The organism is Microbacterium sp. GCM10027623 (assembly GCF_042666935.1).
Taxonomy (GTDB): domain Bacteria; phylum Actinomycetota; class Actinomycetes; order Actinomycetales; family Microbacteriaceae; genus Microbacterium.
The window spans coordinates 1,092,193-1,111,767 of sequence record NZ_JBHTHE010000001.1 but is presented as its reverse complement, the minus strand read 5'-3'; the positions used below and the strand labels follow the sequence as shown (position 1 = coordinate 1,111,767).

The following is a 19,575-nucleotide window of genomic DNA, read 5'->3' as shown; positions in this document are numbered from 1 at the left end:
AGTGGTGGCTCAGAGAGTGGTGAGCCGGGTGAGTGCGAGGGGCACGTTGGGGACTATCGGCGCGCTGGGGCGGATAGTGAAGGCGTATCCGCGAACCCTGGCGTCGGTGACCTCCAATATGCTCAGATCCATGGCGATGAATGCAGACGGGGACAGCACCGCAGCGCAACCGATGTGGAAGCGACCGAAGTTCCTGATCACAGTCGCAGCCCTAGCAGTGTTGGTCATCGGCGGCTCCGTCACCGCGAGCGTGATCGCACAGAATGCGGCGGCAGCACAGGCAGCTACCCATGCTGCCGCGGACAAAGCTGCCAAAGCCGCCGCGGATAAGGCTGCCGAGGCAGCGCACCAGGCCGAACTCAAAGCCGCGCACGAAACCTCAATCCGCCTCGGGAATGAAGCTCTTGTCGCGTACGAGGCTCGGTACACCGAGTCGGTCGACTATGGCGCCCCCGACGCACGAGCGAAACTGCGCGCGACTCTCGATGCTCTCAGCGCGATTCTCGAGCAGCCAGATGCAACGACGGACGACTTGGATATTGCTCGCGGAGCGGCTAACGCTGCCTTCAGAACCGTGGGGAGCCATGAGGACGCTGAAGCACAGATCGCTAAGGCAGCTGCAGAGAAGGCGAGGGTCGAAGCCGATGCTCTGGACAAAATATTCACGACTCTGGTCAATGCTTCTGATCCGGACGCTACCGCTGTCTATGACTTCACCGCTATCGCAGAGGGCCAGACCTACTGCGCAGACCTCGCGAAGTCGTCCACTCCGGATAACATTATCTCCACCCAGTGGTCAGGCGGACCTGCCTTCTCTGACATACAGAATGCTGCGATCCGCGTCTATTGTCCACAGTTCGTTCCCCCCATGGAGCTCCTGTTGTCAGGTTTCGGAGGCGGTGATCATGTCGTCGGAGGTGACATCAAGGCAGGCACGTACAAAACTGTCGGTTCTGTGTCGGATTGCTACTGGGAGCGCAACGATGGCTCAGGGCAAATCATCGACAACAACTTCGTCACTGCGGCGCACAAGGGGCTGACCGTGCGCGTGAAAAACGGCGAAGGCTTTAGCTCCTCGGGCTGCGGATATTGGTTGCCGGTGAAGTAGTAGTTCCCGTGACCTTGCGGCGATCCTCACCTGGGCCAACGCGAGCCACCAGGTCTCAGACCAACGAGGAACAACGGCTGCTTATGACAGAACGCGCCTATACCCGGCAGTGAGTATTGCCTTGGGCAAATTCTGATCCTGTGTCCCAGCGGCGTCAAGACTCTTCCGGGAGACACGGCCTTTGCGTCACCGCGGCCATCGCTGAGACGTGAGAATGCTGTTCCCGCCCGAGACGGGGCGTGCGAGGGCAATTCTCGAGCGGGAAGAGAATTCTCGCGGTGCAGCGGCAGCGGCATCCACCGCGCGGGGGATGTGCGGCCGGACGACGGCTTGTAGCGTCGTCGCCATGGATATCGCATCGATGATCATGGGCGGCGCGATCGCATCCGTCGGGTGGATCGCCCTCACACCCTGGACGAAGCTCAAGCGACTGAAGGAGCTGGACGAGCGCGACGGAGGAGCCGACCGGCAGTAGCGGGCGGCTTCGCCGTCCCCGCCGGGCGGCTCCCCCGCCCAGCCACCCGCACGGCCACGCCTCCCGTCCGCACCGCCCCATGCCACACTGATTCCATGGCCGCGCAGCAGACCTCCGACTCCCGCCAGGCACGACGCCTGCCCGAGACGCTCGACGAGTTCCAGCAGGCCGAGGGGTATCCCGACTTCCGGGTCGACGTCGAGCGCATCCGCTTCTCCCCGTACTACTCGCGCCTCTCCGCGGTCACGCAGGTCATCTCGCAGACCGGAGCGGGCCTCGCGGTGCACAACCGTCTCACGCACTCCATCAAGGTCGCCGCCGTCGCACGCGCGATCGCCACGCACCTCTCCACCCGCGGCGACGAGTCGGCCCGCATCATCGCCGAGCTGGGCGGCGCGCATCCGGTCGTCGTGCAGGCCGCTGCCGCCGCGCACGACCTCGGGCACCCTCCTTTCGGGCACCTCGGCGAGTACACCCTCGACCGCATCGCCCGCACCCGCTTCGGGCTGAGCGAGGGCTTCGAGGGCAACGCTCAGACCTATCGCATCCTCACCCGCCTCGACGAGCACGACCGCCCGGGCGTCGGCCTGAACCTCACCGCCGCGGTGCGCACAGCCGTGCTCAAGTATCCGTGGCGCCGCGGTGAGGGCGGCGAGCGCCGCGGGGGCGCGAGCAAGTTCAACTACTACGCGATCGATGAGCAGGATGCCCTGCAGGCGGCATCCGCCTATCCGCTGATCGAGCCCGGACAGCAGAGCGTCGAATGCTCCATCATGGATATCTCCGACGACATCGCCTACTCGCTGCACGATCTCGACGACTTCTACCGCGCCGGACTCCTCAACCAGGCCACGCTCTCGGCGGAGTTCCGCTCGTGGCATCGCCACCTCGCCAAGCTGCGCGCCGCCGACACGACGACCCTGGCAGCCGACACCCGAACTCCCGGGCACTCGCTCGAGCTCCTCTGGCGGCGACTGCAGCACAAGGACGCCTGGATCGCCGACCCCGATGCGTTCAGCGGCGCCGTCGCGAAGGTCGCCGCCGAGGTGATCGACGGTCTGGTGGCAGAACCCTTCGACGGTTCGCTGGCCAGCGAACGCACCCTCGCCCGCTTCACCACCGGATGGATCGCCCGGCTGCAGTCCTCGGTCGAGGTGCACCGCCATCCCGACATCCGCTCCGGGCACGTCAGCCTGAATCGCCAGGCGTGGCACGAGGTGGCGGTGCTGAAGTTCCTGCACCAGCGGTTCATCCTCGAGCGTCCCGACCTCACCGTGTACCAGCGCGGACAGGCGAATCTTCTGGAGAGGCTCGTCAACGGCTTCACCGCGTGGCTCGACGACCCGCGCGACGCGCGACGCGCCCCCCGCCGCCTCATCGACCTCGTCGACCTCGCCGTCGACGACTACCGCCGGCTGCGGCAGGAGGCGCCGCACCTGGTGGGCCCGCGTACGGATGCCGATCTCGACGCGCTCGCGCGCGGCCGCGGCATCATCGACTACGTCGCCTCGCTCACCGACTCGCAGGCCATCTCTCTCGACGCGCTACTGGCCGGACACACCGAACGGCTCTGGGATGCCGGGCAGGGGCTGTGACCGTGGGCACTGACCCCTCGGGCACTGACGCCCCGAGCTCGCGGCGCATCGAGCTGACTCTGCGCCGGCCCTGGTTCCGGCTGTACGCCGGCATCCGTCCGACACTTGTCATCCGGGGCCAGGGCCAGCCCACCCAGTGGGGTCACGGCACCTGGCAGGTGCCCGCCGACGAGAGCGTGACGCTGGGAGTCTTCCTCTTCAACCGGGTGTGGCGGTTCGGGCAGGCCGAGATCGCGATCGAGCCGGGCATCACCGCCACGATCAGCTATCGCGCCCCCGTCCTGCCGTTCGGCCGCGGCCGGATCAACGTCTCCTGAGCCCGGCCCCCCATCGCGTGGGAGAGTGGAGGCACCTGCCCGCCGCACTCCAGGAGGCTCTCATGCGCGCTGTCGTCTACGACCGATTCACCGATGATCTCGACGCTCTCGAGGTCCGCGAGATGCCGGAACCCAAGGTGACACCGGCGTCCGTTCTCATCGAGGTGCGCGCCGCCGCGGTGAACCCCGTCGACTGGAAGCTGATGGCCGGCAACCTGGACGCGATCATGCCCGTGCATTTCCCCGTCATCCCGGGGTGGGATGTCGCGGGCACCGTCATCGCCGTCGGCCTGGACACCCCCGAGTTCCAGGTGGGTGACGAGGTGATGGCGTACGCCCGCACCGATGTCGTCGGCGGCGGCACCTTCGCCGAGCGGGTCGACGTCCCGGTGCGGGCAGTCGCCCACAAGCCGGCATCCCTGTCGTGGGAGCAGGCCGCCGCACTCCCCCTCGCCGGCGGGACGGCACTGCGCACCATCGACGCCCTCGGCGAACTGCATGCCCGCACGCTGCTCATCCATGGCGCATCCGGAGGCGTGGGCAGCTTCGCGGTGCAGATCGCGATCGCCCGCGGTGCACGCGTGATCGGCACAGCCTCCGAGGCGAACCACGACTACCTGCGCAGCCTGGGCGCGCACCCGACGACGTACGGCGCCGGGCTCGCCGACCGCGTGCGCGACCTGGCCGGCGGACCGGTCGACGCGGTCGCGGACTTCGTCGGCGGGATGCTGTCGGTGACGCTCGATGTGCTCGCCCCCGACGGCGCGCACGCCTCCGTCGCGGACTCCTCGGTCACCGAGAACGGTGGCCGTCATATCTGGGTGCGCCCCGACGGTGAGCAGACCGCGCGGCTGGCCGCCCTCGCCGCCGAAGGCACCCTGCACGTCGAGATCGCCGAGACCTTCCCGCTCGAGCGTGTGGCGGACGCCTTCCGCGCCAGCCAGACACATCACGTGCGCGGCAAGCTCGTCATCGTGCCGTGAACGTGACGCGGGCGGCGGCGAGCGCCGCCCGCGTGGATCTCAGTCGTCCGCCACGTTGTCGTACGCCCGCATCGCCGCCTTCTGCGCGTCCGCCAGGGCCCTCTCGGGGTCCTTGTCGCCCAGCAGCGCTGCCGTGATGGCGTTGTTCAGCTCGTTCTCGATCTCCTGGCCCGCGGGCGAGGCGCCGAACGACTGACCGTAATCCACCACGTCGTAATAGGTCGAGATGACCTGGTCGAACCCGGCGTTGCCGCTGTCCTTCACCCACTTGTCGCGAATCGCCTTGTCCGATGCCGGCGAACCGGTGAACAGCCCGGTGTTGACCCCGCCGTCCTTCGCACGGGTCGCGCCGCGCGCCTCTCCCGCAGCTTCCCACGCCGCATCAGAGGTCAGGTCGATCATCCAGGCGCACGCCGCCGCCGGGTTCTTCGCCCCCACCGGGATGACGAACGAGGTGCCGGAGGCCACCGAGAAGGGATCCCCATTGGCATCCCGGAACGGCACCGCCTCCAGGTCGAGCTTGTCCATGTAGGGCGCCAGCACGTTCGGGTACCACTGCGCATTCACCTGCGCGCCGACCTGCTCGGCGACGAACTGGTTGTTGTCGCCGAACGTGTCGAACGAGTCGGTGAAGCTCTTCACCGCAGCGAAACCGCCCTGCGCGTCGGTGATCTTCTTCAGCATCTCGATGCCGGCGACGTTCTTCGGGTCGTCCAGCGTGGGCGCGCCCTTCTCGTCGGTCAGCTGCCCACCCATCCCGAGTATCCACAGCCCGCCCTGGCCCGTGGCGACCGGATCGAAGCCCAGCCGGGTCGGCACGCCGCCGGACTCCTGGTACATCTTGCCGATCGCGCTGAGCAGCACGTCGGGCTGGGAGGTATCGATGTCGTTTGCGCTGACCCCGGCCTCAGCGAGCACCTTCTTGTTCACGAGGATCGCCGGTGGCTGGTAGAACTGCGGCACCGCCCAGATCTCGTCGTCGTAGGTGACGTCATCGACGACGAACGGATACCAGTGGTCGCGCGGCTCGACGTCCTGCGCGTCGAAGCACTCGTCCAGCGGCATGATGAGGTCCTGGGCGGCGTAGGTCGTCACATAGCGCCGGTCCATCTGACGACATCGGGCACATCACCGCTCGCGAGACGGGTGGTGAACTTCTGCGCGTCGAACGCCGTCGCGTCGAGGTCGACCTTGACATCCTTCAACTGGGCGGCGGCGTAATCCAGACGGGACGTTCCGACGTCATCCGCGTTCTCGAACCCCCAGGCATTCAGCGTGCCGGTGGGTTCGGAGTCGAAGTCGACGTCACCGGCATCCCCGCCCCCGCCCGTGCCGCATCCCGTCAGCACCACCGCGGATGCCGTGAGCACCGCGGCGATCCCGAGAATCTGCTTGCGCATGTCGTTCCTTTCTCTTGAGCCTCGCCGCCTGACTTGTGATCATGGCGGCGCGGCGATCATCCTTTGCGGCCCTGCGTGGCCACGCCCTCGATGAAGTAGCGCTGGCCGAACGCGAAGAGGATGAGCATCGGCAGCGTGATGATCAGCGACGCCACCATGACGTACTGGTAGTCGCCGTGACCACCCGCGGTGGGGCTGTACTTGGTCATCGCGTACGCGATGCCCAACGGTGCGGTGAACTCGTCCACCGACCCGGCGTTCAGATAGATCAGCGCGGCCTGCAGGTTGTTCCAGCTCGCCTGGAACTCGAACAGGAAGACGATGATGAACGACGGCACCGACAGCGGCATCGCGATCCGCCAGAACAGGCCCCAATAGCTGGCGCCGTCCAGGCGTGCGGCTTCGAAGAGCTCCTTGGGCAGGCCGAGGAAGAACTGTCGCTGCAGGAAGATGTAGAACGCCGAGCCGAACAGGTTCATCCCCCACAGGGGCACCCACGTGCCCAGCAGGCCGGTCTGCTTCCAGATCAGGTAGATGGGGATCATGGTCACCGCGCCGGGCAGCATCATGGTGGCCAGCACCAGGCCGAACAGCAGCCCGCGACCCGGGAACCGGAAGTACGCGAACCCGAACGCCACGATGGAGCTGGACACGGCGACGGCGGTGGCGGCGAGCAGGGCGATGCCGATGCTGTTGCCCATCCAACTGAGCAGCGGCAGCTGACTCCAGACCTCCGCGTAGTTGCCGGGGGTGAAGGTCTTGGGGATGAGCGCGTTGTCGAACACCTCGCCGCGCGGCTTCAGGCTGGCGGCCACCAGCCACGCGAACGGGTAGAGGAAGATCAGGCTGAATCCGACGAGCACGATCGCCAGCACGACCCGGGCGGCGAAGCTCTTCGGCCTGGCGACGGTGCGACGCCAACGGGATCGCTGCGGCACGGTGGCGACCAGGGTCTCCGGCACCCGCTCCGCTCGCGGCTGCGGCGGAAGAGGTCGCAGCGATGTCGACATCAGCGGTCCCCCTCGTAGTAGACGAACCTGTTGCCGAACTTCACCTGGATCACGGTGATGATCAGGATGATCACGAACAGCAGCCAGGCCATGGCCGCCGCGAAGCCGAAGTCGAACTGGCGGAAGGCCTGCTGGAACAGGTAGATCGCGTAGAACAGCGAGGCCTCCGGCGAGGAGTTGCTCTGGTCGCGCCAGAACAGCACGTACGCCTGGTCGAAGACCTGGAACGCGGCGATGGAGAGCACGATGACGTTGAAGAACATCGCACCGGAGATCATCGGGAGCGTGATCGCGAAGAACTTGCGCACCGGCCCCGCCCCGTCGAGCGAAGCGACCTCGTACAGCTCCACCGGGACGGTGTTCAGCGCCGCGAGGAAGATCACCATCGTTCCGGCGACCGTCCACAGCGTCATGATGACGATGCTCGGCTTGACCCACGCCGGGTCCACCAGCCACTGCGGTCCCTGGATGCCGAACAGCCGCAGGAACTGGTTCACCGCGCCGTTGTTGCCGTTGAGCAGCAGGAAGAACATCGACGCCGTCGCGACCGCCGGGGTCATCTTCGGCAGGTAGTAGAGCGTGCGGAAGACCCCGGCGCCGCGCCCGACGCGGTTGAGCAGCATGGCCAGGACCAGGGCGACGACGATCTCCAGCGGCACCGCGAGGACCGCATAGAAGAGCGTGTTGGCCAGCGAGACGCCGACCCGCGGGTCATCGAAGAGGTTGGCGTAGTTGTCGAACCCGACAGGGCGCGCGGCGTTGGTCGCGAGGTTGTAGTCGCTGAACGAGATGTAGAGGCTGTAGATCATCGCCCCGGCGGTGAAGACGGCGAAGCCGATGATCCAGGGGGCGATGAAGAGGTAGCCGGCGATCGACTCGCGGCGGTTGTAGTGGTCTCGCGCGCGGCGGGGTCGCCGAGCCCTGTCGACGGCTTCGTCCCGCGGCGGAGAGACCGCTGTCGCGGCTGCCGAGCCGGGTGCAAGACGGGATTGCTCCCCGCTCCCCAGACGACGCTCGGCATTGACCATGGAGGGAGAGTAGGACCGCCGTCCCCGCGCGTCTGGGGGCTTGCGGGAGCCGACGTGGTTGTGCTTCTCCGGTCGCGAGTCCGCTCCGAGCGGCGATACCGTCCCGCGGGCGGTGATCCCGCGCACGCAGAACCGGCCGGGTCATCGCGACCCGGCCGGTTCTGGGATGGTCAGAAGACCTCGGTGTCAGAGGACTTCGTCTCCTGCGCCGGGTTCGCGCACCGTGCGACGTGTGGCACTTCCGCCGTCGACCGTGCCCTCGGTGCGGGTGACGACGTCGGTCCTGCGGCGACGTGCCATCAGGATGATGCCGACGAGGAAGACGATGACGCCCGCGCCCATCAGGATGTATCCGATCAGGTCGAGATCCGCCCAGTCGACCTGGATGTTCAGGGCGAAGGTGAGGATCGCGCCGATCACGAACAACACGATTCCGGTACCGATGCTCATGGCCTGCTCCGTTCGTATCTGCGGCGCCGGGGTGCCGCCGCGCCCCTCAGGCTGGCGGACCCGACGCCCGTCCAGAAGGGCCTTGACAACGGGTTCGACGCGCAGATTCCGCCCGGTGGGCGCGGGTCCGCCGCGCCCGGTCAGGTGTCGCGGCGCACCGGAGGACGCAGCACCAGCACGACCACCACGGCGACGAGGATGACGGCCGTCAGCGTCACCGGCACGGGCAGCAGGGGGTCGAGCAGCACGAGCACCGCCCCCAGCGGCACGACCGTGTTGACCAGTCGATCCGCGTTCGCGCGGATGGCGACGAGCCAGATCCCGAGCAGGAACACGGTGATCGGAACACTGGTCGCGAACGACGTGACGATCGGCGGCAGGTCGGTGCGACCGGTGAGCTCGTCGATCCACAGCTCGATCCCGGCGGAGAACGCGCCTGCCGCGGCGAAGACGAAGTAATGGGTGTAGCCGTAGAGGAGCGAGCGGCGCAGCGTGGTGATGGCCGTGTGGTGCGGCGGCCAGAAGTAGATCCACCACATCGCCGCCGTCGAGATCAGCGCGACCACGGCCACCCAGATCAGCGGGCCGAGCGCGTCGACCTCCTCGCGCGCACCGATGATCGCCGTCGCCGAGGCCAGCAGGCTCTCGCCGAGCACGATGAGAGTGAACAGGCTGTACCGCTCCGTGACATGGTGCGGATGCCACGGCGTGGCGCCCCGGCGCTCCGCGACCACCGGGACGGAGATCTCGGCGAGCATCAGCACCAGGAAGACCGCCGTCCTGGCCTCGTCCGGCACGAGGAGGAAGCCGATCCACAGCACCTGCACCGTGCCGATCGCCGCCGCGTAGACGCGCGTGGTCCGCCGGAGCGCCTGGTCCTCCCTGGAGGCGCGCAGCCACTGCACGATCATCGCCAGGCGCATCACGACATAGGCGACCACGACGATCGTGAAGTCCGGATCATGCTCGTCGAACACAGGCCCGATGCCCGCCGCCAGCACCAGCACGCCCGCCATCTGCACGATCGTGATCACCCGGTACAACCAGTCGTCGACGCCGAAGGACGTCGCGAACCAGGTGAAGTTCATCCACGCCCACCAGATGGCGAAGAACACCATCAGGTAGGCGGTGATCCCCGGACCGGTGTGCCCGGCGGACAGGGAGTGGTGCAGCTGGCTGGACGCGATGCTGACCGCGATCACGAAGACCAGATCGAAGAACAGCTCCAGCGAGCTCGCCACCCGATGCGGCTCGTTCGGGTCACGCGGCAGCATCCGCTCCAGCCGGAGGCGCGGACCGGGTGCCTTCTCCATCACCGGAAAAGAGTAGCGCGGGCTACAGCTCGCCCGGGCGCATCGCCTCCGCGTCGATCGCACGGATCACCCGCAGCGCCCCGGTGTCGGTCGGCGCCTCCTCCGCGGCATCCGTCTGCCGTCTGCGGCGCGGGGCGTACACCACCAGCGCGTGGAAGAGGAAGCGCGCGAAGAACGCCGCGACGAGCGAGATCGCCGTGGCGATCACGCTGGAGATGTGCCAGGACTCGACCATGAGCGCCATCACCGGGATGCGCAATGCGGCCTCGATGCCGTTGAAGGACACGGATGCCGCGAAGCGCACCCACAGCCGAGGGGCGTCCTGCCGCTCCTCGCGGAAGACGAACAGCTCCTGCAGCACGAAGTTGCCGATGATGGTGACGCCCGCGCCGACGATCGCCGCGAGCACATAGTCCACCCCCAGGTGCGTGAGCAGCCACATGATGCCGATGTTCGCGACCGCACCGATGCCGCCGATCAGGGCGAACAGGCCCATCTTGCCGAACCTCAGCCGGGCGAGATGCGCGAGGAAGGTCGCCCCCTGCCTCATGCTCGCCTTCGACGTGCCGTGGCGACGCTCGCCGAAGGACAGCGGGACCTCGGCGATGCGCAGCTCCCGGCGCTCGCCGCCGCGCACGAGGATCTCCAGAAGGATCTTGAAACCCTGCGGCCGCAGCTCGTCGAGATCGAAACGCGTGCGGTTCACGAGGAAGAAGCCCGTCATCGGATCGGTGCTGCGCCACAACCGCCGCAGGAACATCGCCTTGGTGACCGCGGTCGCTGCCTTCGAGACGCCGAAGCGCACGGCCGTGCCCAGCCCGGCGGAGTCCCCGCCGCCGATGTAGCGGGACGCGGCGACGACATCCGCTCCCCCCTGCGCGTAACGGGTGAGCAGGGCGGGGAGGAGTTCCGGCGGATGCTGCAGATCACCGTCCATGACGACGCACACGTCGTGCCGTGCCTCGGCGAGACCGAGTGCGACCGCGCCGCCGAGACCCCCGGCGTTGTGCTCGCGATGGATCACGCGCACCGGGAGCGGCGCGGCTGCCGCCACCCGGGCGATCTCCGTCGCGGTGTCATCGGAGCTGTCGTCGACGAAGAGGATCTCCGCGTCGACTCCGCCCAGCGCGGCGGCAGTGCGAGCGACCAGTTCGGCGACGCTGTCGCGCTCGTTGAAGGTCGGGATGATCACGGTGACCGGATCGGTGATCGGAGCGTTCATGTGCTCCCCTCCATCCGGTTCATGCGACGCGGGAACAATCGTGCCATCTTTCACTGTGCGCCGAGTCCGCCTTGCCCCGATCCGACGGCCGGATAAAGTGGCACAGGCCACGCAACACGGTCGACGACGACGAAGAGGACTCCATGACTCTGCTCAGACAACCGGCGAACTGGTGGCGCGAGAACCGTCTCGCACTGCTCGCGAGCATCACGGCGATGTTCATCCTGCTGTTCACGGTCGGCGGTGCGGTCGGCATCGCGAATGCGGCCACGAAGCCCGCCGCAGCGGACGACGGCGTGAAGGGTCAGACGTTCACGATCGCCACCGACACGACGTGGGCGCCGTTCGAGTTCCAGCGCGACGGCGAACTGCGCGGCATCGACATCGACCTGATCAAGGCGGTGGCCGAGGACCAGGGCTTCGACGTCAAGATCGACGTGCTCGGCTTCGACGGCGCACTCGCGGCTGTCACCGCCGGCCAGGCGGATGCCGTCATGGCGGGCATGTCGATCACCAAGGAGCGCGAGAAGACCTTCGACTTCTCCAACCCGTATTTCGACTCCGGCATCCAGATGGCCGTCGCCTCCAGCAACACCTCGATCTCCGGGTACGAGGATCTCAAGGGCTCCTCCGTCTCGGCGAAGACCGGCACCGAGGGCTTCGCCTTCGCCGAGAATCTCGGCAAGGAGTTCGGCTTCACGGTCACCGGCTTCCAGGACGCGGCCGACGCCTACAGCGATGTCACGGCAGGCAATTCGGCGGCCGTGTTCGACGACTATCCGATCCTCGCCTACGGCATCGCCACGGGCAACGTCGACCTGAAGACGGTGACCGAGCAGGAGAAGGCGTCCAGCTACGGCATGGCCGTGAAGAAGGGCCAGAACGAAGCCCTGCGCAAGGCCTTCAACGAGGGTCTGAAGAACCTCATCGAAGACGGCACCTACCAGAGCATCCTCGATGACTACCTCGGCGACAATGCCCCGGACGCGACCGGCATCGGCGGCGGCAAGGCCGCGCTGGGCAACAGCACACTCGACCCGGGGGAGCCGGGCGACCTGCCGAAGAACCCCGCGTTCGCGACCGACACCCCTCAGACCAACGGCGCCTTCACGATCGCCACCGACACGACCTTCGCGCCGTTCATCTTCCAGGTCGACGGCAAGAACATCGGCATCGACATGGACCTGCTGCGGGCGATCGCCGCGAACCAGGGCTTCACCGTCGACGTGAAGACCCTCGGATTCGACGCGGCGCTGCAGGCGGTGACCGCCGGCCAGGCCGATGGTGTGATCGCCGGAATGAGCATCACCGACGAGCGCAAGCAGGTGTTCGACTTCTCGGAGCCGTACTTCCAGTCCGGCGTGCAGATGGCGGTCTCCCAGGACAGCGACATCAGCTCGTACCAGGACCTCGAGGGCAAGAACGTCGCCGTCAAGACCGGCACGGTCGGCTTCGACTTCGCCCAGCAGCTGAGCGACGAGATCGGCTTCACGATCAACGCGTTCCAGGACTCGGCCGACATGTACAACGACGTGGCCGTAGGCAACTCGGCGGCGACATTCGAGGATGCACCGGTGCTGCAGTTCGGCATCGCCTCGGGCGCCGTCCCGCTGAAGATCGTCACCGACGCGGAGCCCGGCTCCGACTACGGGTTCGCCGTGCAGAAGGGCGCCAACGCCGAGCTGCTGAAGATGTTCAACGACGGTCTGCAGAACGCCAAGGACAGCGGCGCCTACCAGCAGATCATCGACCGCTACCTGGCGATCGACGACGCGGAGACGGCGGACAACTCGTTCTGGTCGCTCCTGCAGACCTCGATCGGCCCGCTCTCGCAGGGCCTGGTCCTCACCCTGCTGGCGACCGCGCTGTCGATCTTCTTCGCCATGGTGCTCGGCATCCTGTTCGGCATCCTGAAGCTGTCGACCAACCCGTTCCTGCGGGGCTTGGCGGGCGCGTACGTGAACATCTTCCGCGGCACCCCGGTGCTGGTGCAGGCGTTCTTCTTCTACTTCGGCGTGCCGGCCGTCACCGGTCAGCCGCTGGACGCGCTGACCGCCGGTGTGATCACCCTCTCGCTGAACGCCGGTGCCTACATCACCGAGATCGTGCGCGGCGGCGTGCAGGCGGTCGACCCGGGGCAGATGGAGGCCTCGCGCTCGCTGGGTCTCGGCTGGGGCGCGTCGATGCGCCGCGTCGTGATGCCGCAGGCGTTCAAGATCATGACCCCGAACCTCATCAACCAGTTCATCATCACCCTCAAGGACACGTCGCTGCTGTCGGTGCTCGGCTTCGCGGAGCTCACGTACCAGGGCCGCATCGTGATCGCCTCCACCTTCCGCTCGTTCGAGATCTGGATCATCGTCGGTGCGATGTACTTCGTCGTGATCTGGCTGCTCACGGTGCTGTCCAACTGGGTCGACCGCAAGTTCAACAAGTAGGGATGATCATGACGAACAATGAACCGACCTACACGCGCCCCGTCTCCACGGCATCGGGCGACCCGATCGAGGTGCGCGATCTGCACAAGTCGTTCGGCAAGAACCACGTGCTCACCGGCATCGACCTGACGGTCGGCAACGGCGAGGTCGTCGCCGTGATCGGTCCCTCCGGTTCGGGGAAGTCGACGCTGCTGCGCTGCCTGAACCGGCTGGAGGAGGTCACCAGCGGTGAGGTGCTGATCGTCGGCGAGAACATCGCCGTCGCCAAGGGCAAGCGGCTGGACGCGGTGCGTCAGCGCGTGGGCATGGTGTTCCAGCACTTCAACCTGTTCCCGCACATGACGGCGCTCGAGAACGTCGCGCTGGCGCCGATCGAGCTGAAGATGCTGAGCAGAGCCGACGCGCGCAAGCGAGCGGTCGAGCTGCTCACGCGGGTCGGCCTGGAGGACAAGGTGGATGCCAGGCCGGCGTCCCTCTCCGGCGGTCAGAAGCAGCGTGTGGCCATCGCCCGTGCGTTGGCGATGAGCCCGGAGATCATGCTCTTCGACGAGGCGACCAGTGCACTGGACCCCGAGATGGTCGGCGAGGTGCTGCAGGTGATCCGCGACCTGGCCGCATCCGGCATGACCATGGTGCTGGTCACCCACGAGATGGGCTTCGCCCGCGAGGTCGCCGACCGGGTGGTGTTCATGGCCGACGGCAACGTCGTCGAGTCCGGCGCTCCTGCCGACATCTTCGACAACCCGCAGGAGCCGCGCACGCAGGACTTCCTCTCGAAGGTGCTCTGACGCCCACGCCCCACTCCGGCCTTAGGCTGGAGGCATGACTTCCCCCGCATCCGACACCATCACCATGTTCGGCGCCGAGTGGTGCAGCGACTGCCGCCGCACCAAGAAGCAGCTCGATGAACTCGGCATCCCGTTCACGTATGTCGACCTCGAGGCGGAGCCCGCCGCGGCCGATGTCGCCAAGGAGATCTCGGGTCGCACGAACATCCCCGTGGTGGTCTACCCCGACTCCAGCCACCACGTCGAGCCGAGCAACGCCGACGTCGAGGCGAAGCTGCGCGAGCTCTCGCTGATCTGAGGCCTGACCGCCGACGCGGCCGGGCTTTCCTGTCGCGTCCGCCGCACGGTCGTGTCCCAGAAGATGCGGGTGCGCACCCGCCGCACGCGCCCTTTCTGGGACACGACCGACGGGATGTCCCGGAAACGGCGGGTCCGGGCACCCGAGCAGGGCCCGTCGGGAACCGAGTCTCACGAGCACTTAGGCTGGGTGCCATCGCGAAGGAGACGACGATGACTCAGGATGCCGCAGTGAACGCCGTGCAAGAGGCCGCGCCCGCCGGTGCGCCGGCCGAAGACGAGCACCGGTCGCTGGATGCCGGCATCGCTCTGGTGCAGCAGGGTGCGCGCACCTGGTCGAACCTGACCGTCGCACAGCGGGCGACGCTGCTGCGCGCGCTGCGCGTCAGTGTCGCGGCGGCCGCGGAGGACTGGGCGAACACCGCCGCCGACTCCAAGGGTCTGCGCGCCGGTCATCCGCTGCGCGGCGAGGAATGGCTGAGCGGCCCCTACTCGGTGCTCGGGGCGATAGACGCGTACGCGGACACGCTCGACAGGCTGTCCGACGGGCGCGGCGCGCTCGACGGCATCCGCATCGGACGCGCCCCCGGCGGGCGCACGAAGGTGGACGCGTTCCCGCTCACCGGCATCGACCGGTTCCTGCTGTCGGGCTTCAGCGGCGAAGTGTGGCTCGAACCCGGCATCACCCCGAGGACCGCACGGGCTGCGGCGGGCCTGGCCCAGTTGGCGCCCGCAGCATCCGGTGGCGTCGGCCTCGTCCTCGGGGCCGGCAACGTCACCGCCATCCCCGTGCTGGACGTCCTGTACGAGCTGCTCGCCCACAACCGGGTGTCGATGCTGAAGGTGAACCCGACCCAGGATGCCCTGGTGCCCGTGTACGAGCGGGCGCTCGCACCGCTGATCGAACCGGGATTCCTCCGGATCGTGCGCGGCGGTCCCGCCACCGGTGCCTATCTGACCGGGCACCGCGACCTCGTGCACGTGCACATCACCGGATCGGCGGCCACGTTCGACACGATCGTGTGGGGCCAGGGTGCGACCGGCAAGCGTCGCCGCCGCGAGAACCGCCCGCAGCTGAAGAAGCCGATCACCGCCGAACTGGGCGGCGTCTCGCCGATCATCGTGGTGCCCGGCGAGTGGACCGATGCCGACCTCGCGTTCCATGCGGAGCACATCGCGACCATGCGCCTGCAGAACTGCGGGCACAACTGCATCGCCGGCCAGGTCGTGATCATCTCCTCCGACTGGCCGCAGGCCGAGCAGTTCCGCACGGCGCTCCGTCGCGCCTACGCCGGCGCTCCCGAACGGCCGGTCTGGTACCCCGGGTCGCCTGCGCGCATGCGTCAGGCCGGTTCGGACTATCCGGATGCGCTGGTGCTCGCCGACCGGCTGCTGGTGGACATCGACGACGCGGCTGACGCCGAGGCGCTGCAGACCACGGAGTACTTCGCCCCGGTGCTGGGCGTGGTAGAGGTCCCCGGCGTCGGGCAGGCGTTCCTGGATGCCGCCGTCGCGCACGCCAACGAGCGGCTGCAGGGCACCCTCGGCGCGAACCTCCTCATCGACCCGGCCACGCAGGGGTCGCTGGGCGCCGGGTTCGAGCGGGCGATCGCCGACCTGCGCTACGGGTCGATCGCGATCAACGCGTGGACGGCGTTCGGCTTCATCACCCCGACGCTCACCTGGGGCGCCTTCCCCGGCAGCACGATCGACGACGTCGGCAGCGGGATCGGCGTGGTGCACAACGCGCTGCTGCTCGACCACGTGGAGCGCTCGGTGGTGCGCGGGCCCTTCCGGCCGTTCCCCCGCTGGGTTCCGGATCGCATCCTGCACCCGCGCTCCCTGCGTCTGTCCAGGGGCACGATCCTCCCCACGCCGCCGTGGTTCGTCTCGGCGCGCACGGGAGCCGCGGTGAGCGAGGGCCTCACCCGCTTCCGCGCCCACGGCGGCGTCCTGGGCCTGATCCGCACGCTCCTCCGTGCGCTGCGCGCCTGACCCCGCTTCGCCGGGACCGTCTGTGGGGCGCAAGTGCATGCTTCAGGACAGCTGAAGCCGACGTTTGCGTCCCACAGACGGGCTTCAGGGAGTGGCGAAGCGGTCGGTCGCGGCGCGCAGCGCGCGGGCGATGCCCGGCTCGGATGCCGAATGCCCCGCGTCGTCCACGATCACCAGCTCGGCCTCCGGCCAGGCCGTGTGCAGATCCCAGGCGGTCATCATCGGCGTGCACACGTCGTAGCGCCCCTGCACGATCACGGTCGGGATATGACGGATGATGCCCGCGTTGGCGATCAGCTGCCCCTCTTCGAGCCAGCCGGCGTTGATGAAGTAGTGGTTCTCGATGCGTGCGAACGCGGTCGCGTGCGTGGCATCCGTCGCCTCGGCCACATGATCGGCATCCGGGCGCAGCGTGACGGTCGACGCCTCCCACTTCGTCCACGCGACCGCAGCCGGCACGTGCACGGCGGGATCGGGGTCGAAGAGCCGCCGGTGGTACGCCTCGATCATCCGCCCGCGCTCCAACGGCGGGATCACGGCCTCGTACTCCGACCAGAGATCGGGGAAGAGCGCCGCCGCACCACCCTCGTAGAACCATTCCAGTTCGTGGCGGCGCAGCGTGAAGATGCCGCGCAGCACCAGCTCGCTGACGGAATCCGGATGCGCTTGCGCGTACGCCAGCGCCAGGGTGCTGCCCCAGGATCCACCGAACACCTGCCAGCGCGGGATGCCGAGGTTCTTGCGCAGCAGTTCGATGTCGGCGACCAGATGCCAGGTGGTGTTGAAGCGCAGGTCGGCGTGCGGTTCGCTGGCATGCGGGGTGCTGCGACCGCATCCGCGCTGATCGAACAGCACGATCCGGTAGACCTCCGGGTCGAAGAAGCGCCGGTGCCAGGGTGAGGTGCCGCCCCCGGGCCCGCCGTGCAGGAAGACGACCGGCTTGCCGTCCGGGTTCCCGCTCTGCTCCCAGTGGATGCGATTTCCGTCGCCCACCAGCAGATCGCCGCTGTCGTACGGCTCGATAGGCGGATACAGTCCGTCCGGTTCCATGTCCCACTCCCCCGAATAACCCGCCGATCGGGCACCTTCACCGTATCCCGAAATTGGTATACCGGCGGGGCGCCCCGCCTGTCGCTACAGCTTCACCCCCGGCGCGAACGTGTCGCAGGCGCCCAGCCCGTTCTTGTAGCCGTTCGCGAACCAGCCCTGCCTCTGCTCACTGGTGCCGTGCGTGAAGCTCTCGGGGTTCACGAAGCCGGACTGCTCCTGGATGTGGTCGTCGCCGACCGTGTAGGCGGCGTTCACGGCATCCGCCAGCTGCGTCTCGGTCGGCGCATTCAGCATCTGATCACCGTCCGCGTCCTTGGTCTTGGTCACGTCCTTCAGCCACGCACCCGCATAGCAGTCGGCCTGCAGCTCGGTGCGCACACTGTTGCTCGCGGGGCCGGTGCCGTTGTCGGGGTACCTGTCCATGACCCCGGTGATGTTCTGGATGTGGTGGCCCCACTCGTGGCCCACGATGTAGAGCTGTGCGAGCTCGCCCGCCGACGCACCGAACTGCTGCTGCATGAGCTGGAAGAACGACGGATCGATGTACACGCCCTGCTCGGGCGGGCAGTAGAACGGGCCGACGGCGTTGGACGCCGTGCCGCACTGCGTGGGCGTCTGCCCGTCGACGACCGTGAGGCTCGGCGCGACGTAGCCGTCCACGTGCTGTGACCAGTAATCGTTCAGCAGCAGCTCTGCACCGGCCATGCGGCAGTCATCGTTCGTGTTCGCGTCCTGACCGGTGTCGCACTCGCTGAGCGTGTTCTCCCCGGTCGCCGCCGGCTGGTCGCCGCCCGGTGCCCCTCCGACGAGTCCGGTCAGATCCGGACCGCCGAGCATCGCGACGACCAGTGCGACGAGGCCGAGCACGCCGACCCCGCCGCCCGCGATGGCGGCGGTGCGCCCGCGGCGGCGGGTGGTGTTGCCCGAGATGTCGGCGTCGGGGTTGAAGGTCATGCAGAAACGGTACCCTGCCCACCGCCGCCGTGCACGGACGTAGGCTCGGAGCATGGCGACGACGATCACGATCACGGGAGCCGGCGGACAGATCGGCTATGCACTCCTCTTCCGCATCGCGGCGGGAGACATGCTCGGCCCGGATGAGAGCATCCGGTTGCGACTGCTGGAGATCCCCCAGGGGCTCGGCGCCGCGGAGGGCGCAGCGCTCGAGCTGCAGGACGCGGCCTTCCCGCTCCTCGAGCACGTCGAGGTGACCGACGACGCCGCGAACGGATTCGACGGCGCGAACCTCGCCCTGCTGGTCGGTGCGCGCCCGCGTGGGCCGGGCATGGAGCGCGGCGACCTGCTCGCCGCCAACGCCGGGATCTTCGGGCCGCAGGGTGCGGCCATCGCCGCGCACGCGGCATCCGACATCCGCGTCACCGTCGTGGGCAACCCCGCCAACACGAACGCGCTGATCGCGGCATCTGCCGCCGACGGCGTCCCTGCCGAGCGCTTCACGGCGTTGACCCGCCTCGACGAGAACCGCGCCCGCGCGCAGCTCGCGCTGGCACTGGACGCTCCGGTCGCGAGCATCGCCCGCGTCCCGATCTGGGGCAATCACTCCGCGACCCAGTTCCCCGACATCTCGCACGCGACGATCGACGGTCAGCCCCTCGCCGATGCGCTGGCCGCTCGCGTGGGCGACGTGCGCGCCTGGCAGGAGCGGGAGTTCATCCCCCGGGTGGCGAAGCGCGGCGCGGAGATCATCGAGGTGCGCGGTTCGTCATCGGTCGCATCCGCGGCGAGCGCCGCGATCGACCACGTGCGCGACTGGGTGCACGGCACCGACGACTGGACCAGCGCCGGCGTGGTCTCTCACGGAGAATACGGCGTGCCCGAGGGTCTGATCTCCTCCTTCCCCGTGCAGTCGACCGGTGGCGCGTGGCAGATCGTCGATGGCCTCCCGCTGGACGACTGGGCGCGATCGCGGGTGGATGCCTCGATCGCGGAACTGGTCGAGGAGCGCGACGCGGTGCGGGCTCTCGGGATGCTGTGACCCTTCGATCCCCACGCCCCACTCCAGCCGCCGCTCCGCGCCGACCGGAGCCTCGGGGGCGCGAGGATCCGGCTCAGGGAACGGACTTCGGCGGACTCAGGCACAATGGA

19 protein-coding genes are annotated in these 19,575 nt (G+C 68.1%); 10 read left to right on the top strand and 9 right to left on the bottom strand.

The genetic code is table 11. From position 1 onward, the window contains the following. Positions 1 to 130 precede the first annotated feature (130 nt). The 5 genes from ACFQY2_RS05005 to ACFQY2_RS04985 all read left to right on the top strand — a co-directional run bounded on the left by ACFQY2_RS05005 (position 131) and on the right by ACFQY2_RS04985 (position 4,478). Entirely contained in the window at positions 131 to 1,108 is a 978-nt protein-coding gene (locus ACFQY2_RS05005) for a DUF732 domain-containing protein (protein WP_378744542.1), read from the top strand. A gap of 346 nt (positions 1,109 to 1,454) precedes the next feature. Next, entirely contained in the window at positions 1,455 to 1,583 is a 129-nt protein-coding gene (locus ACFQY2_RS05000) for a hypothetical protein (protein WP_378744541.1), read from the top strand. A 95-nt stretch (positions 1,584 to 1,678) separates the two neighbouring features. Further along, the gene (locus ACFQY2_RS04995; protein WP_378744540.1) at positions 1,679 to 3,178 is read left to right on the top strand and encodes a deoxyguanosinetriphosphate triphosphohydrolase family protein; all 1,500 of its coding nucleotides are present in this window, start codon (positions 1,679 to 1,681) and stop codon (positions 3,176 to 3,178) included. A gap of 2 nt (positions 3,179 to 3,180) precedes the next feature. Next, the gene (locus ACFQY2_RS04990; protein WP_378744539.1) at positions 3,181 to 3,495 is read left to right on the top strand and encodes a hypothetical protein; all 315 of its coding nucleotides are present in this window, start codon (positions 3,181 to 3,183) and stop codon (positions 3,493 to 3,495) included. Positions 3,496 to 3,557: 62 nt separating this feature from the next. Next, the gene (locus ACFQY2_RS04985) at positions 3,558 to 4,478 is read left to right on the top strand and encodes an NADP-dependent oxidoreductase (protein ID WP_378744537.1); all 921 of its coding nucleotides are present in this window, start codon (positions 3,558 to 3,560) and stop codon (positions 4,476 to 4,478) included. A gap of 39 nt (positions 4,479 to 4,517) precedes the next feature. Here ACFQY2_RS04985 and ACFQY2_RS04980 read toward each other — a convergent pair whose 3' ends face one another. The 7 genes from ACFQY2_RS04980 to ACFQY2_RS04950 form a co-directional block, all read right to left on the bottom strand. Beyond that, positions 4,518 to 5,573 carry a sugar ABC transporter substrate-binding protein gene (locus ACFQY2_RS04980; protein ID WP_378744536.1) on the bottom strand — a complete coding sequence of 352 codons (1,056 nt, stop codon included), beginning with the start codon at positions 5,571 to 5,573 and terminating at the stop codon, positions 4,518 to 4,520. Next, on the bottom strand, positions 5,570 to 5,878 hold the full coding sequence (locus ACFQY2_RS04975; RefSeq protein ID WP_378744535.1) for a hypothetical protein: 309 nt from the start codon (positions 5,876 to 5,878) through the stop codon (positions 5,570 to 5,572). The genes ACFQY2_RS04980 and ACFQY2_RS04975 overlap by 4 nt, the downstream gene beginning before the upstream one ends. Positions 5,879 to 5,934: 56 nt before the next feature. After that, positions 5,935 to 6,888, bottom strand: coding sequence for a carbohydrate ABC transporter permease (locus ACFQY2_RS04970; RefSeq protein WP_378744534.1), 954 nt, complete (start codon positions 6,886 to 6,888; stop codon positions 5,935 to 5,937). Then, positions 6,888 to 7,916, bottom strand: a complete 1,029-nt coding sequence (locus tag ACFQY2_RS04965) for a carbohydrate ABC transporter permease (RefSeq protein ID WP_378744533.1) — start codon at positions 7,914 to 7,916, stop codon at positions 6,888 to 6,890. Before ACFQY2_RS04965 ends, ACFQY2_RS04970 begins: the two co-directional genes overlap by 1 nt. Before the next feature lie 186 nt (positions 7,917 to 8,102). Continuing rightward, positions 8,103 to 8,366: a DUF6458 family protein gene (locus ACFQY2_RS04960; protein ID WP_378744532.1), complete on the bottom strand. Its 264-nt coding sequence runs from the start codon at positions 8,364 to 8,366 to the stop codon at positions 8,103 to 8,105. Positions 8,367 to 8,506: 140 nt separating this feature from the next. Further along, on the bottom strand, positions 8,507 to 9,679 hold the full coding sequence (locus ACFQY2_RS04955) for a low temperature requirement protein A (RefSeq protein WP_378745032.1): 1,173 nt from the start codon (positions 9,677 to 9,679) through the stop codon (positions 8,507 to 8,509). A 22-nt stretch (positions 9,680 to 9,701) separates the two neighbouring features. Then, positions 9,702 to 10,901, bottom strand: coding sequence for a glycosyltransferase (locus ACFQY2_RS04950; RefSeq protein ID WP_378744531.1), 1,200 nt, complete (start codon positions 10,899 to 10,901; stop codon positions 9,702 to 9,704). A gap of 143 nt (positions 10,902 to 11,044) precedes the next feature. Between ACFQY2_RS04950 and ACFQY2_RS04945 the strand changes: the two genes are divergently transcribed. The 4 genes from ACFQY2_RS04945 to ACFQY2_RS04930 all read left to right on the top strand — a co-directional run bounded on the left by ACFQY2_RS04945 (position 11,045) and on the right by ACFQY2_RS04930 (position 16,419). Continuing rightward, complete coding sequence (locus ACFQY2_RS04945; RefSeq protein WP_378744530.1) at positions 11,045 to 13,339, top strand: ABC transporter substrate-binding protein/permease; 2,295 nt, start codon at positions 11,045 to 11,047, stop codon at positions 13,337 to 13,339. 8 nt (positions 13,340 to 13,347) lie between these two features. Next, positions 13,348 to 14,127 (top strand): amino acid ABC transporter ATP-binding protein, encoded by a 780-nt coding sequence (locus tag ACFQY2_RS04940; RefSeq protein WP_378744529.1) that lies wholly within the window; start codon positions 13,348 to 13,350, stop codon positions 14,125 to 14,127. Between the two features lie 34 nt (positions 14,128 to 14,161). Next, positions 14,162 to 14,425 carry a glutaredoxin family protein gene (locus ACFQY2_RS04935; protein ID WP_378744527.1) on the top strand — a complete coding sequence of 88 codons (264 nt, stop codon included), beginning with the start codon at positions 14,162 to 14,164 and terminating at the stop codon, positions 14,423 to 14,425. 212 nt (positions 14,426 to 14,637) lie between these two features. Next, positions 14,638 to 16,419 carry an aldehyde dehydrogenase family protein gene (locus ACFQY2_RS04930; RefSeq protein ID WP_378744526.1) on the top strand — a complete coding sequence of 594 codons (1,782 nt, stop codon included), beginning with the start codon at positions 14,638 to 14,640 and terminating at the stop codon, positions 16,417 to 16,419. Between the two features lie 84 nt (positions 16,420 to 16,503). On the opposite strand, the gene pip is transcribed toward ACFQY2_RS04930, so the two are convergent. Both pip and ACFQY2_RS04920 read right to left on the bottom strand, forming a co-directional pair. Next, entirely contained in the window at positions 16,504 to 17,469 is a 966-nt protein-coding gene (gene pip, locus ACFQY2_RS04925) for a prolyl aminopeptidase (protein WP_378744525.1), read from the bottom strand. 84 nt (positions 17,470 to 17,553) lie between these two features. Further along, entirely contained in the window at positions 17,554 to 18,423 is an 870-nt protein-coding gene (locus ACFQY2_RS04920) for a neutral zinc metallopeptidase (RefSeq protein ID WP_378744524.1), read from the bottom strand. Positions 18,424 to 18,475: 52 nt separating this feature from the next. On the opposite strand from ACFQY2_RS04920, the gene ACFQY2_RS04915 reads away from it, so the two are divergent. Then, on the top strand, positions 18,476 to 19,465 hold the full coding sequence (locus tag ACFQY2_RS04915) for a malate dehydrogenase (protein WP_378744523.1): 990 nt from the start codon (positions 18,476 to 18,478) through the stop codon (positions 19,463 to 19,465). Positions 19,466 to 19,575 lie beyond the last annotated feature (110 nt).